The sequence below is a fragment of the Actinomadura sp. NTSP31 genome (assembly GCF_041951385.1).
Taxonomy (GTDB): domain Bacteria; phylum Actinomycetota; class Actinomycetes; order Streptosporangiales; family Streptosporangiaceae; genus Spirillospora; species Spirillospora napierensis.
Genome location: NZ_JBGNUT010000013.1, coordinates 82,793 through 95,992, shown reverse-complemented (window position 1 = coordinate 95,992; position 13,200 = coordinate 82,793). Strand labels below are relative to the sequence as shown.

12 protein-coding genes and 1 riboswitch are annotated in these 13,200 nt (G+C 71.9%); of the genes, 6 read left to right on the top strand and 6 right to left on the bottom strand.

Annotated features, from left to right (window positions below; all coding sequences use genetic code 11):
• Positions 1-86 precede the first annotated feature (86 nt).
• On the bottom strand, positions 87-1,241 hold the full coding sequence (nadA, locus tag ACA514_RS22665) for a quinolinate synthase NadA (RefSeq protein ID WP_375043207.1): 1,155 nt from the start codon (positions 1,239-1,241) through the stop codon (positions 87-89).
• Between the two features lie 235 nt (positions 1,242-1,476).
• Between nadA and ACA514_RS22660 the strand changes: the two genes are divergently transcribed.
• Both ACA514_RS22660 and ACA514_RS22655 read left to right on the top strand, forming a co-directional pair.
• On the top strand, positions 1,477-1,839 hold the full coding sequence (locus ACA514_RS22660; protein WP_190868582.1) for an iron-sulfur cluster assembly accessory protein: 363 nt from the start codon (positions 1,477-1,479) through the stop codon (positions 1,837-1,839).
• 214 nt (positions 1,840-2,053) lie between these two features.
• Positions 2,054-3,040, top strand: coding sequence for a carbohydrate kinase family protein (locus ACA514_RS22655; RefSeq protein ID WP_375043206.1), 987 nt, complete (start codon positions 2,054-2,056; stop codon positions 3,038-3,040).
• 93 nt (positions 3,041-3,133) lie between these two features.
• Here the strand turns inward: ACA514_RS22655 and ACA514_RS22650 are convergent, their stop codons facing one another.
• Positions 3,134-3,442, bottom strand: coding sequence for a sulfurtransferase TusA family protein (locus ACA514_RS22650; RefSeq protein ID WP_375043205.1), 309 nt, complete (start codon positions 3,440-3,442; stop codon positions 3,134-3,136).
• 61 nt (positions 3,443-3,503) lie between these two features.
• A complete protein-coding gene (locus ACA514_RS22645) occupies positions 3,504-4,664 on the bottom strand; it encodes a cysteine desulfurase family protein (RefSeq protein ID WP_375043204.1) in 1,161 nt (386 codons plus the stop codon).
• Positions 4,665-4,920: 256 nt separating this feature from the next.
• On the opposite strand from ACA514_RS22645, the gene coxB reads away from it, so the two are divergent.
• From coxB to ACA514_RS22625, 4 genes are all read left to right on the top strand, one after another.
• Positions 4,921-5,625, top strand: a complete 705-nt coding sequence (coxB, locus tag ACA514_RS22640; RefSeq protein ID WP_375043203.1) for a cytochrome c oxidase subunit II — start codon at positions 4,921-4,923, stop codon at positions 5,623-5,625.
• Positions 5,622-7,286, top strand: a complete 1,665-nt coding sequence (gene ctaD, locus ACA514_RS22635) for a cytochrome c oxidase subunit I (protein WP_285918276.1) — start codon at positions 5,622-5,624, stop codon at positions 7,284-7,286. Before coxB ends, ctaD begins: the two co-directional genes overlap by 4 nt.
• 3 nt (positions 7,287-7,289) lie before the next feature.
• Positions 7,290-7,700: a cytochrome c oxidase subunit 4 gene (locus ACA514_RS22630; protein WP_375043202.1), complete on the top strand. Its 411-nt coding sequence runs from the start codon at positions 7,290-7,292 to the stop codon at positions 7,698-7,700.
• Between the two features lie 141 nt (positions 7,701-7,841).
• On the top strand, positions 7,842-9,119 hold the full coding sequence (locus ACA514_RS22625; protein ID WP_375043201.1) for an Ig-like domain-containing protein: 1,278 nt from the start codon (positions 7,842-7,844) through the stop codon (positions 9,117-9,119).
• A 19-nt stretch (positions 9,120-9,138) separates the two neighbouring features.
• On the opposite strand, the gene ACA514_RS22620 is transcribed toward ACA514_RS22625, so the two are convergent.
• From ACA514_RS22620 to ACA514_RS22610, 3 genes are all read right to left on the bottom strand, one after another.
• Positions 9,139-10,611, bottom strand: a complete 1,473-nt coding sequence (locus tag ACA514_RS22620) for a M48 family metallopeptidase (protein WP_375043200.1) — start codon at positions 10,609-10,611, stop codon at positions 9,139-9,141.
• Positions 10,608-11,945: a hypothetical protein gene (locus ACA514_RS22615; RefSeq protein ID WP_375043199.1), complete on the bottom strand. Its 1,338-nt coding sequence runs from the start codon at positions 11,943-11,945 to the stop codon at positions 10,608-10,610. The genes ACA514_RS22620 and ACA514_RS22615 overlap by 4 nt, the downstream gene beginning before the upstream one ends.
• Before the next feature lie 76 nt (positions 11,946-12,021).
• Positions 12,022-12,927: a CHAP domain-containing protein gene (locus ACA514_RS22610; RefSeq protein ID WP_375043198.1), complete on the bottom strand. Its 906-nt coding sequence runs from the start codon at positions 12,925-12,927 to the stop codon at positions 12,022-12,024.
• Positions 12,928-12,938: 11 nt separating this feature from the next.
• Positions 12,939-13,066: riboswitch (cyclic di-AMP (ydaO/yuaA leader) on the bottom strand.
• Between the last annotated feature and the right edge of the window lie 134 nt (positions 13,067-13,200).

Here is a 13,200-nt window from a genome sequence, read left to right as displayed (position 1 = left end):
CGCCGGGAAGCTCGCGAAGCGAGGTCGCGCTCGCCCAAGCCTGGTCAGGGGGCGAGCCGCCAGGCGAGCCCCCTGGGCCAGGGTTGTTAAGGAAGGGCGAGCATCTGGTCGAGGGCGGCTCGGGCGTTGCGGGCGGTGTCCTCGTCGACCGCGATGACGTTCTCGACCTCGCCCCGGACGAGCGACTCCAGCGTCCAGACCAGGTGCGGCAGGTCGATGCGGTTCATCGTGGAGCAGTAGCAGACGGTCTTGTCGAGGAACATGACGTTCTTGTCGGGGTGGGCGTTCGCCAGCCGCCGGACGAGGTTCAGCTCGGTGCCGACCGCCCATGACGTGCCGGGCTCGGCCGCCTCGATCGTCTTGATGATGTACTCGGTGGAGCCGATCTGGTCGGCGGCCGTGACGACCTCGTGCCGGCATTCGGGGTGGACGAGGACATTGACGCCGGGCACGCGCGCGCGCACGTCGTCCACTGCCTCCTTGCTGAACCGGCCGTGCACCGAGCAGTGCCCGCGCCACAGGATCATCTTGGCGTCCTGGAGCTGCCCGTGGGTGACGCCGCCCTCGCGGCGGTGCGGGCTGTAGACGACGCAGTCGTCCAGCGAGAAGCCCATCTCCAGGACGGCGGTGTTGCGGCCGAGGTGCTGGTCGGGCAGGAACAGGACCTTCTTGCCCCTTGAGTACGCCCAGTCCAGGGCGCGCTTGGCGTTGGACGAGGTGCACACCACGCCGCCGTGCCGTCCGACGAATCCCTTGATGTCGGCCGAGGAGTTCATGTAGGTGACGGGGACGACGTCGTCGGCGATGCCGGCGTCCTCCAGGACGTCCCAGCATTCCTCGACCTGGTCGAAGGTGGCCATGTCGGCCATGGAGCAGCCGGCGCCGAGGTCGGGGAGGATCACCTTCTGGTGCGGCGCGGTGAGGATGTCGGCGGACTCGGCCATGAAGTGGACGCCGCAGAACACGATGTAGGGCGCCTCGGGGCGCGCGGCGGCCTGCTGCGCGAGCTTGAAGGAGTCGCCGGTGACGTCGGCGAACTGGATGACCTCGTCACGCTGGTAGTGGTGGCCGAGCACGAACACGGTGTCGCCGAGGGCCGCCTTGGCGGCGCGGGCCCGCTCGACCAGCGCGGGGTCGGACGCGGGCGGCAGCTCGCCCGGGCAGTCCACGCCGCGCTCGCTGGCCGGGTCGGAGCCCTCGCCGAGGAGCAGCAGCGGAAGGTCGCGCACTGGGGTGGTCACGGGAGTCTCCCTCCTGCGACGGGACTTATCGTCGCTCTGACGACTAATGATGGCACATCATCGCCGCGGCCGACGTGTGACGTAGACCGCACCCCTCGGGGGCGTTAAACACCGGCGATACGCGGAATGGCCTTGTCGCGAGGTACGTTGTCCTACGGGAAGAGGCGTAAGTCCACCTCGAGGACAAGCGACAGTCCGCCGCACCGCGGCGCAGCGAGACCCGGGAGCTGAACACATGACGGTTTCAGGCGAGACCACGCAGGAGACCACGCAGCAGGGCGTCATCCTCACCGACGCCGCCGCCGAGAAGGCCAGGGGCCTGCTCGAGCAGGAGGGCCGCGACGACCTTGCGCTGCGTGTCGCCGTGCAGCCGGGCGGCTGCTCCGGCCTGATCTACCAGCTCTTCTTCGACGAGCGGGAGATGGACGGCGACCAGATCCAGGACTTCGGCGGGCTCAACGTCCGCGTCGACCGGATGAGCGCCCCGTACCTCACGGGCGCCACCATCGACTTCGTCGACACCATCGAGAAGCAGGGCTTCACGATCGACAACCCGAACGCGTCGGGCTCCTGCGCCTGCGGCGACTCCTTCAACTAGGGGTCCGCGCCGCCGCGGGGCGCCGGGACGTCCCGGCCCGCGCGGCCGGTGCGAGGGGGCGTATCGGACGAAGTTCCGGTTCGCCCCCTTTCGTGTGCCCTTTTGCCTCGGCGGGGATGCGCACCCGCCGCGCCGTGTGCTCCGATGGGAAGTAGTCTTTCCGGGTTGAAACAGCCGGTGACAAGCCGGACGACCACGACGAGGAGAGCGACGCGTGCGCATCGCCGTGACTGGCTCCATTGCGACCGACCATCTGATGACCTTCCCCGGGCGGTTCTCCGACCAGCTCCTGCCCGACCAGCTCGAAAGGGTCTCGCTGTCCTTCCTGGTGGACGAGCTGGAGATCCGCCGCGGCGGGGTCGCCGCGAATATCTGCTTCGGGATGGGCAGCCTCGGCAAGGAGTCCGTCCTCGTCGGCTCGGTCGGCGACGACTTCGCCGACTACCGCTCCTGGCTGGAGCGGCACGGCGTCGACACCGCGTCGGTGCACGTGTCCGAGCTGCACCACACCGCCCGGTTCCTGTGCACGACCGACCAGGACCAGAACCAGATCGCGTCCTTCTACACCGGCGCGATGAGCGAGGCCCGCTCGATCGAGCTCGGCCCCGTCGCCGAGCGCGTCGGCGGGCTCGACCTCGTCCTGATCAGCGCGAACGACCCGGAGGCCATGCTCCGGCACACCGACGAGTGCCGCTCGCGCGGCATCGCGTTCGCCGCCGACCCCTCCCAGCAGCTCGCCCGGATGGACGGCGCGGACGTGCGCCGCCTCCTCGACGGCGCCGCGTACCTGTTCAGCAACGAGTACGAGAAGGCCCTCTTCGAGGACAAGACCGGCTGGTCCGGCGAGGAGGTGCTGTCCCGGGTCGGGATCCGCGTCACCACCCTCGGCGCCAAGGGCGTCGTCATCGACCGGCAGGGGGAGGAGGGCCTGCACGTGCCCTGCGTCCCCGTCGAGAACGTCGTCGACCCGACCGGCGTCGGCGACGCGTTCCGCTCGGGCTTCCTGTCGGCGACGGCGTGGGGCCTGCCGCTGGAGCGCGCCGCGCAGGTCGGCAGCACCGTCGCCGCGCACGCCCTGGAGGCCGCCGGCCCGCAGGAGTACACGCTGTCGCGGCGGGCGTTCCTCGACCGGCTCGCCGCCGCGTACGGCGCCGACGCCGCCGCGGACGTCGAGCCGCACCTCGCCTGCCCCAACCCGTAGGCTCCGCCCGGAACCGCAGGCGCCACCGCGTAACGAGGGCCGCACCCCGCCGGGGTGCGGCCCTCGTTACGCCGTGCCTCAGTACGCGGTGCCTCAGTACGTCCGGCGGATGTGGAAGCCCCAGCCGCCCTGCGGAAGGGTCTCCTCGCGGACGAAGTCCTGCGACTTCATCCGGCACCAGGCGGGGACGTCGGTGCGCGCGGCGGCGTCGTCGGCCAGCACCGCGATGACCTCGCCGACCGGGACCTCGCGGATCCGGTCCGCCAGCATGATGATCGGGATCGGGCACTTGCGGCCGAGGGCGTCGATGACGAGCGCCGGGAGGGGACCGGCGGGTTCGGCGGGGGGCGGAGCCGGCGGCCCGTGGGAGACCCCGCTCCTGGCCCGGCCTCGGAACCTCATGGGCGCGACCGCCTCCCTCTGCGTGATCCGGCCTCGGATGGCGTCCGGCCGTCGAAGTCTGTCAATGGTCCAGGGCGTTCATCGTCGCCCGGCGCAACCGGGCGACGATACCGGGCAGGACGGCGAGGAACCGGTCGACATCGGCGGAAGCGACGCCACGCGGCAGCGATACCCGCACGTTCCCATGGGTAATCACTCCCATCGCCTCGAGCACATGGCTTGGACGCAGCGTATCCGCCGTGCAGGAGCTGCCGGACGAAACGGCGAAACCCGCCCGGTCGAGTTCGGTCAGCAGCGCCTCGCCCTCCACGTACAGGCAGGAGAACGTGACGAGGTGCGGCAGGCGGCGGACGGGGTCGCCGACCACCTCGACGTCCGGCACCGTCTCCGGCACCCGCGCGCGGATCAGGTCGACGAGCGCGGCGAGCCGCGGGCCCTCGTCCGCCATCTCGGCGCGGCAGGCCTCCAGCGCGGCGGCGGCCGCCGTGGCGGCCGGGACGTTCTCGAAACCGGGGACGCGGCGCGCCTCCCGCTCGTCGGCGGGCAGCGGCGAACGCCACCGGGTGCCCTTGCGGACCGCGAGGACGCCGACGCCGGCGGGGCCGCCCCACTTGTGCGCGCTGCCCGCCAGGAACGACCAGCCGTCCGGCACGTCCGCACGGCCGAGCGACTGCGCGGCGTCGACCAGCAGCGGCACGCCCGCGGCGCGGCACGCCTCGCCCGCCTCCGCGACGGGCTGCACCGTCCCCACCTCGTGGTTGGCCGACTGCAGGCACGCCAGCGCGGTGTCCGGGCGCAGCGCCGCCGCGAACTCGGCGGGGTCGACGCGCCCGGCCCGGTCGACGCCGACGACGGTGACCTCGCCGCCGCCGGCCTCGTGCAGTTCGGCGGCGTGCAGCACGCTGGAGTGCTCCACCGCGCTCACCACCAGATGGCGCCCGGCCCGCCGGCGCGCCTGGAGCCCCCCGAGGACCGCCAGGTGCACCGCCTGGGTGCCCGAGGAGGTGAACGAGACCTCGTCCGGACGTGCGCCCAGGACGCCGCCGACGCGCGCGCGGGCCCGGTCCAGCAGCATGCGGGTGCTCCTGGCCCGCCCGTACAACCGGGCGGGATCGGCCCAGCCCGCGTCCAGCGACTCCAGCAGGACACGCCGGGCCGCGGGATGGAGCGGCTCGGTCGAGGCGGCGTCGAAGTACCCGTCCGGCGCGCTGGAGTCAGCCACGCCAGAACACTAACCGGGCACCCGATCGGGGGTTCGCGCGACCCTAGCGCTAGTGTGTCCACCACACGTGTAACAACTGATCTCACCGCCCGGCCGACCGGGCTTTCATCCGTGGGGAAGGCATTCCGTGAGTCCGACCCGCTCTAGGGAGCGGCGTACGCCTGTGCGCAGTCGCCGTGCATTGAAAAGCGCCGGCGCGCTAGGTCTGCTGGCGCTGTCCGCAACCGCGTGCAGCGGCCAGGCATCCCGTCTGGGGATGCCCGAGCCGATCGGCCCGCAGGCCGAGCGCATGCTCAAGCTCTGGCAGGGTTCCTGGATCGCGGCGTTCGCCGTCGGGGCCGTCGTCTGGGGCCTGATCATCTGGGCGGTGCTGTTCCACCGCAAGCGCTCCGACGACCTGCCGCCGCAGGTCCGCTACAACATGCCGATCGAGATCCTCTACACGGCGGTCCCGTTCGTCATCATCGCGGTCCTGTTCTACTTCACCGCGCGCGACGAGAACTACGTCGAGAAGACCACCAAGAACCCGCCGGTGGTCGTCGACGTCACCGCGTTCCAGTGGAGCTGGCAGTTCGACTACAAGCAGAAGGACGCCACCGGCAAGGAGCAGACCGTCGCCTCGGTGGTCGGCCAGCCGGTCGCTCCGAACGCCTCCTCGGGTGCCAAGCCCGTCATGACGATCCCGGCCGGTGAGCACGTGCGGGTGCGGCTGCACTCCAACGACGTCATCCACTCGTTCTGGGTCCCGGCGCTCCTGTACAAGAAGGACGTCATGCCGGGCTACGACAACGAGTTCGAGTTCACGGCGACCAAACTGGGCACCTACGAGGGCCGGTGCGCCGAGCTCTGCGGCGTCGACCACAGCCGGATGCTGTTCCAGCTGAAGGTCGTCACGCCGGCCCAGTACCAGAAGTTCATCGCCGATTCCAAGGCCGCCCTGGCCTCAGGGGGTGCCAAGTGACCACGACCAGCTACGCACCGAGCACTCCGCTCACCGCGGCGCGGACGAGCAAGGGGCGCATCGTCGCCAACTGGCTGTCGTCCACCGACCACAAGGTGATCGGCTACCTGTACCTCATCACCTCGTTCGTGATGTTCCTGTTCGGCGGCATCCTCGCGCTGGTCATCCGCGCGGAGCTGTTCAAGCCGGGCCTGCAGGTGGTGAGCAACGAGCAGTACAACCAGATGTTCACCATGCACGGCACGATCATGCTGCTGATGTTCGCGACGCCGCTGTTCGCGGGCTTCACCAACGTCATCATGCCGCTGCAGATCGGGGCGCCGGACGTGGCGTTCCCGCGGATGAACATGCTGGCGTACTGGCTGTTCCTGTTCGGCAGCATCATCGTCATCGCGGGCTTCCTGACCCCGGGCGGCGCGGCCAGCTTCGGCTGGTTCGCCTACGCCCCGCTGTCGGACGCGGTGCGCTCGCCGGGCGTCGGCGGCGACATGTGGGTGATGGGCCTGGCCATGTCGGGCTTCGGCACCATCATGGGCGCGGTCAACTTCATCACCACGATCCTGTGCATGCGCGCCCCGGGCATGACGATGTTCCGGATGCCGATCTTCACCTGGAACGTCCTGCTGACCTCCATCCTGGTCCTGCTGGCGTTCCCGGTCCTCGCCGCGGCGCTGCTGGCCCTGGAGGCCGACCGCAAGCTCGGCGCGCACGTGTTCGACGCCTCGCACGGCGGCGCGCTGCTATGGCAGCACCTGTTCTGGTTCTTCGGGCATCCGGAGGTCTACATCATCGCGTTGCCCTTCTTCGGCATCGTGACGGAGATCCTGCCGGTGTTCGCCCGCAAGCCCGTCTTCGGCTACATCGGCCTGGTCTTCGCGACCATCAGCATCGCGGGCCTGTCGGTCACCGTGTGGGCGCACCACATGTTCGTCACCGGCCAGGTGCTGCTGCCGTTCTTCTCCTTCATGACGTTCCTCATCGCCGTGCCCACGGGGGTGAAGTTCTTCAACTGGGTCGGGACGATCTGGCGAGGACAGTTGACGTTCGAGTCGCCGATGCTGTGGTCGCTGGGGTTCCTGGTGACGTTCCTGTTCGGCGGCCTGACCGGCGTCATCCTCGCGTCCCCGCCGATGGACTTCCAGCTGTCGGACTCCTACTTCGTCGTCGCGCACTTCCACTACGTCGTGTTCGGCACCGTGGTGTTCGCGATGTTCGCGGGCTTCTACTTCTGGTGGCCGAAGTGGACCGGCAAGATGCTGAACGACCGGCTCGGCAAGGTGCACTTCTGGCTGCTGTTCATCGGCTTCCACGGCACGTTCCTCATCCAGCACTGGCTGGGCGCCGAGGGCATGCCGCGCCGGTACGCCGACTACCCGAAGGAGTTCGAGGGGCTGAACCAGGTCTCGTCGATCTTCGCGTTCATCCTGGGCGCGTCGATGCTGCCGTTCTTCTACAACGTCTACATCACGTGGAAGAAGGGCAAGCGCGTCGAGGTCGACGACCCGTGGGGCTACGGCTCGTCGCTGGAGTGGGCCACCTCGTGCCCGCCGCCGCGGCACAACTTCAACTCGATCCCGAAGATCCGTTCCGAGCGGCCGGCGTTCGACCTGCACCACCCGCACGTGGGCGCGAAGGGCGAACTCGCCGGGGCGAAGGAGTAACCGATGCGCGTCCAGGCGTTCATGTTCTACGGTTGCGCGGTCTTCTTCCTCGCCACCGACATCGTGTACTGGCTCTGGTCGGGTGACTGGACCGGCACCACGGCGCTCGCGCTCGCGATCGGCCTCGCGGGGCTGATCGGGTTCTACATCCACTTCACCGTCCGGCGCCTCGAGCGGGCCAACGCGGGCCCGCTGTACGAGGACGACCCGCAGGGCAACATCGCCGACGCGGCCGGCGAGCTGGGCTTCTTCAGCCCGCACAGCTGGTGGCCGCTGTTCCTCGGCCTGTCGGCCGCGGCGATCGCCCTCGGCGTCGTGTTCGGCTGGTGGCTGGTGATCCTCGGCGCCTGCGCGACGCTGCTGTCCGCCATCGGACTGGTGTTCGAGTACTACCGGGGTCATTTCGCCCACTGATCAGTAAAAGAACCCCAAGAGGGGCGGTATCCGCAATTTCGCGGGTACCGCCCCTTTCACATACTGGACGTCGTCCCAGCAAATGGGGCTGGCCGGACGAATCGCTCGTCCAGTTGAACGACCGGGGGGTCCACTATGCGGGTGGGTGACTCAGGACCGAGGTACCGGGGAAGGCGGACCGCCGCCGTGCTCGCGGGCGCGGGCATGGTGGCGGGCGCCGCGGGATGCTCCGGGCAGCAGGCGGTGGTCGGGCGGGACGCGGTGCATCTCGCCGTCTCGCCGGGGAACGGCGGCGCGGCGCTGCCGCCCGACAGCCCGATCGACGTGCGGGCCTCGACCGGCAGGATCGCGAACGTGACGGTGTCCACGGCGAAGGGCTCGCCCGTGGACGGCGACATGAACGCCGACCGGACGCAGTGGAAGTCGCGGTGGACGCTCGTCCCCGGCCAGTCCTACACGGTCGACGCGACCGCGGTGGGCAAGGACGGCAGGACCCGCACGGTCCGCAGCGGCTTCACCGTGGCCACCGTGAAGAAGAGGTTCGGGGTGAACGTCGACGCGCCCTTCAACAAGGAGACGGTCGGCGTCGGCATCCCGATCGTCATGCGCTTCGACCGGCCGGTGAAGGACAGGGCGGCGGTCGAGCGGGCCTTGGAGGTGCGCTCCGACAAGCCCGTCGAGGGCGCCTGGCACTGGTTCGGCGACCAGGAGGTCGTGTTCCGGACGAAGGCGTACTGGCCGGCGCACACCAGGGCGTCGTTCGTCGCGCACCTCAGCGGCGTGGACAACGGCAAGGGCGTGTACGGCGGCAAGGACTACGCCGTGGACTTCACCGTCGGCGACTCGCACGTCGCGACCGCGGGCGAGGACACGCACAAGATGGTCGTGAAGGTCAACGGCCGGAAGGCCAGGACGATCCCGACCAGCATGGGCCGCGGCGGGGAGGAGAAGTACACCACCACGAACGGCGTCCATCTCACCATGCAGAAGGACGACCCGGTCACCATGACCTCCGAGTGGGAAGGGTGCGGCCCCGGCTGCGCCGGCTACTACAGCCTGACCGTCGCCAAGGCCGTGAAGATCTCCGACAGCGGCGAGTACGTGCACAGCGCGCCGTGGTCGGTGGGGGACCAGGGCCACGACAACGTGAGCCACGGCTGCATCAACGTCAGCCCGTCCAACGCCAAGTGGTTCTACAACCTGGCGCAGCGCGGCGACGTCGTGACGGTGACCGGCACCAGCCGGCCGCTGGCCCCGGACAACGGCTGGGGCTTCTGGCAGATGGGCTGGGGCGACTGGGTGAAGGGCAGCGCCCTGAAGCGCTCGGTCTCGACGGCGCCGCACATGGACGCCGCGACCCTGTCCGCCCAGTCCGGCGACCGCACCGCCGGGAAGCCCCGCGCCGGCTCCCACAACTGAGCGGGCCGCCCGCCCTCTCTCAGTGCTGGAGAGGGGGCGGGACGGGTGCGTGGTGCATCCTGGACCAGTCGCGGGCCATGGCGATGCGGTCGGGGCCCGAGGGGTGGGTCATCCAGAGCAGGTACTCCACCGGGTTCGGGTGCAGGTCGTTGATGTTGCGGACGGACAGTTCGTGCTGCATCGCCGTGAACGTGGCGGGGTCGCGGGTGAGGTCGAGGGCGTGCGCGTCGGCGCGGGCCTCGATGCGGCGGCTGACGAGGTTCTGGACGGGGGCGGCGACCTGCGTCCCGGCGGCGACGAGGGCGAGGACCAGCGCGATCGTGCGGGGGTCGGCGGGCCCCGTGCTCCGGGCGTCGCGGGCGTCGCGGGCGGCGGGGACGTCCGGGGCGACGCCGGCGCGGCGCAGCAGCCGCGGCGACGTCGTCAGCAGGTAGAGCAGGCACAGGCCGCCGGCGACGCCGAGCCCGCCGACGAGGGTGCCCCACAGCACGTCGTTGCGCTTGGCGTGGCCGAGCTCGTGCCCGACGATCGACTCGACCTGCGGGCGCGGCGACTTCAGCAGGGTGTCGTACAGGACGATGCGCCGCGTCGAGCCGAACCCGGACACGTAGGCGTTCAGCGAGGTGGTCCGCCGCGACGCGTCGGCGACCAGGACGTCCTTGACCGGCACGCCGTCGCGTTTCGCCATGGTGAGCAGGTCGGTGCGCAGCTGCCCGGCGGGCAGCGAGTGGAAGTCGTTGAAGACCGGCTCGACCACGACCGGGTAGATGAACGACACCGCGACGACGAGCACGAACCCGCCCGCGGCGGCGCCCGTCCACCAGTAGCGCGGGAAGCGGCGGACGACCGCGTACAGCAGGAGCAGCGCGAGCGTGTAGATGACCCAGGTGACGCCCAGCGACTTCAGCTGGTCGACGGCCCACGCGGGCCAGCTCTGGGTGGACAGCCCGTAGTCGCGCAGGACCGATTCGCCCCAGATGTCGAACGGCAGGCCGAGCACCCGCAGCAGCGTGGTCAGCGCGACGGCCGCGACGGCGACGCGCAGGGGGCGGCGGCGGACGCGCGCCGTCGTCCAGCCGATGAAGCGGGAGCCGAGCGGCGTGAAGCCCAGGACCAGGACCACCACCAGGCCGACGATCAGCCCCGAGTAGGCGGGCGGGTTGACGGCGCCGTCGAAGGCGTTCGCGCGGGCGATCTCGTGCGGGGAGAAGTCCAGGGACGGGTCGGCCTGGACGCGCCCGCCGGGGACGTGGCCCGGCAGCGGGTTCCACGGCGTGGTGAGGCCCAGCACGGCCGCGACGCCGGCGAACAGCACGGCGGCCGCGACGGCGGCGGCCCGCCGCGGGCCCCGCATCCGCGCGCCGCCGTCGGAGGCGGGGGCAGCGCCGTCCCGCGTGCCGTCGCTCGCGGCGGCGCTCGCGGCGGCCGGGCCGGCGCCGGTCTCACCGGGGGGCTCCGCGACCGACGGCTCGCCGCCGTCTCCCTCGCTCATCGCAGCTCCTTCTTCAGGTAGTCGCGCCACAGCGCGGCGAAGCGATCCCCGGTGAGGCCGAGCACGGAGCGCAGCGCGGCGGCCTCGGAGGCGCGCCCGGCGGCCCGGTACAGCCGGACGAGCGTCGCCTCACCGTACCGGGCGGCGACCATCCGGCAGGCGAGCCAGGCCTCCTGGTAGGCCTGGGACAGGTGGTCGGAGGCGCCGGAGAAGTCGGCGGCGGACGGCAGCGCGGCCGGCGGCCGGCCCGCCCGCACCTCGCGCCGCAGCTCGCTGGCGGCCGACCGGACGCTCACCTTCGCGTGCTTGTAGCCGACGTAGTCCGCGAACCCCTCGATGAGCCACAGCGGGGTGGTGCGGTCGGTGGCGCCGCCGGTCGCGACGTGGGTCAGCTCGTGGGTGAGGACGACGTCGCGGCCGAGCTCGTTCAGCCGGGCGAAGGTGCCGGGGGAGACGATGACGCGGTCCTCGCCGCGGCCGCCGCCCGCCGACGGCGCGACGGTGGCGAGCGCGGCGATCTGGCCGAGGCTCTCGTCCGGCCCGGCGAGCGCGGCGGCGAGCCGCTCGTCGGCGGGGGCGAGCGCGACGACCCGCTGCGCCCAGCCCTTCCCGACCACCCCGGTGACGACCGGGACGGCCGCGTCGAGGCGCTTCGCGATGCCCTCCAGCCCGCCGCCGTCGCCGACGACGAGGCTGGCGCGGCCCCGCACGACGCTCAGCGGCCCGGCGTCCCAGATCTCGGCGTCGTCGGGGTGGCCGAGGGACGAGCCGTCGCCCACGATCGTCCAGGCGCCGGAGCGGGGCGCGAAGGTGAGGTGGCGGGTGCGGGCGACGTCGCCGCGGTCGAAGCCGCGCAGCCGGTAGCGGGTCTCGACGCGGACGACCGCCGCGCCGCCTTCCGCGTTGGCCGACTCGGTGCCGGAGAAGCGCTCGGTCCAGCCTTCCAGCGGCAGCTTGCGGAGGTTGTCGTAGAGCCGGGCCTGCGCGTCCTGGAACGCGGCGGGCGCCGAGGCGACCGTGGCGAGGAACGCGGTCCGGTCGCCGTCCGCGACGGCGCGCGACCGGTTGGCGAGGACGGTCCGGGCCGTGTCCGGATCGAACGGCACGGTGGGCCCGGGGGTGCGGGCGGCGGCGGCCCGGGAGGCGCCGCCGGACCGTGTGCCGAGGACGCCGGCGCCGCCGGCGGCCAGCAGCGCGGCGCCGCCCGCGCCGAGCGCGAGCGCCCGGCGCCGCGTCACCGGGCCGGGCCCGGACGGCGGACCGCCCCGCCGGGCGTCCGGGGCGTCTCGCCCGGCGTCCGCGGCGGAGCCGTCCTGTCCTGGGCCGTCCTCCATGCGCGCGATCCTATTGAGCATTGCGGGGCGGCCGGGTCATCGGAGCCGTGTCGCCGCGATCATTCCCGCCGGTCCGTCACTTGGCGTAGTCGGGGTATCCATAGCCGACCACGTCGTCGGTCGAACGCTCCTTGACCTGCACGGAGTTCCCGGTGTTGCCCTCGACGGTCTGGATCGTCCCGTCGCCCTCGTCCTTGATGACCATCCCGACGTGCTGGATGTCGTCGTTGGACTCGCCGCCGCTCCAGGAGAAGAAGACGATCGCGCCGGGCTTCGGGGCGTCGCCCCACCGGCCGTTGTCCTGGAACCACTGGGCGTGCGCGACGGTCCAGGCGTCGCTGCCGATCTGGTCGGTGAAGCCGAGCTTGTCGCCGACCCAGGAGATGAACATGTCGCACCATTCGGCGTCGCTGTACTCCTGCACGGAGCCGCCGTCGCGCGCGACCGTCTCCTTGGCGCGCTCGGTGCTCTCGTACCAGTCGCCGAACTTGGTGTCGCCGTCGCCGTCGGGGCTCTCCCCGATCTGGGTGCGGGCGAGCTTGATGGCGGCCTCGGCGGTGGGACGGGACCTCTTGGAACGTTCCTTCGAGGCGGCGGCCTTGGGTGTGCTCTCCGCCTCGCGGCGGGGCGCGGCCTTGGCCGTCTTCTCGCCGGCCGCCTTCTCGTCCTTGGCGGCCTGCTTCTGCGGCGCCCGCGCGGCCGCCACGTCGGCCGCCGCGGCCTGCTTGGCGGGCGCCGGGCCGCCGAACGGCAGGACGGACGCCTGCGCGGTCGCCGCGACGGTGCCGAGGACGGCGGCGCCGACGATCACGCCGCCGGTGGTGCGCCAGGCGACGGCGGCGCGTCCGGGCCTGCGGTGCCGGCCGGACGCCGGACCCGACTCCGGACCCGGCGCCGGGCCCGCGGGGACGGCGGGAAGGGCGATGGCGGGGGCGGTGGGGCTGGGGGCGATGGGGCTTGCCTTGCGGTGCTTGCCTGCCACGGGGGGATCTCCTTGGCTTCCATTCCGCCTACCGGGTTAGCTGACGGGTTCGGGCGTGGAAGCCGCCCTACGGCCTGCGGGCAGGCCGATTCACCCCGACGGGACATGGGTGGGTCCCCGGCTCCGGCGCCGGCCCTCGGGGGGCGGCGCGGACTCGGCGGTGGCGCGCCCGGGGGCGGGCACGCCGGTTCGGTTTGGGGGGTCCTCTCGGGAGGGGGCGCGACTGCGGCGCCCGCGGAGAGGGAGAAGAGAGGGTCGGGCGCGGCCGGGCCC

Bases quoted from the DNA above. Each gene is read 5' to 3' on its own strand.
- ACA514_RS22660 (WP_190868582.1), top strand. From the start codon at position 1,477: ATGACGGTTTCAGGCGAGACCACGCAGGAGACCACGCAGCAGGGCGTC.
- ACA514_RS22650 (WP_375043205.1), bottom strand. From the start codon at position 3,442: ATGAGGTTCCGAGGCCGGGCCAGGAGCGGGGTCTCCCACGGGCCGCCG.
- coxB (WP_375043203.1), top strand. From the start codon at position 4,921: ATGCCCGAGCCGATCGGCCCGCAGGCCGAGCGCATGCTCAAGCTCTGG.
- ACA514_RS22630 (WP_375043202.1), top strand. From the start codon at position 7,290: ATGCGCGTCCAGGCGTTCATGTTCTACGGTTGCGCGGTCTTCTTCCTC.
- ACA514_RS22620 (WP_375043200.1), bottom strand. From the start codon at position 10,611: ATGAGCGAGGGAGACGGCGGCGAGCCGTCGGTCGCGGAGCCCCCCGGT.
- ACA514_RS22615 (WP_375043199.1), bottom strand. From the start codon at position 11,945: ATGGAGGACGGCCCAGGACAGGACGGCTCCGCCGCGGACGCCGGGCGA.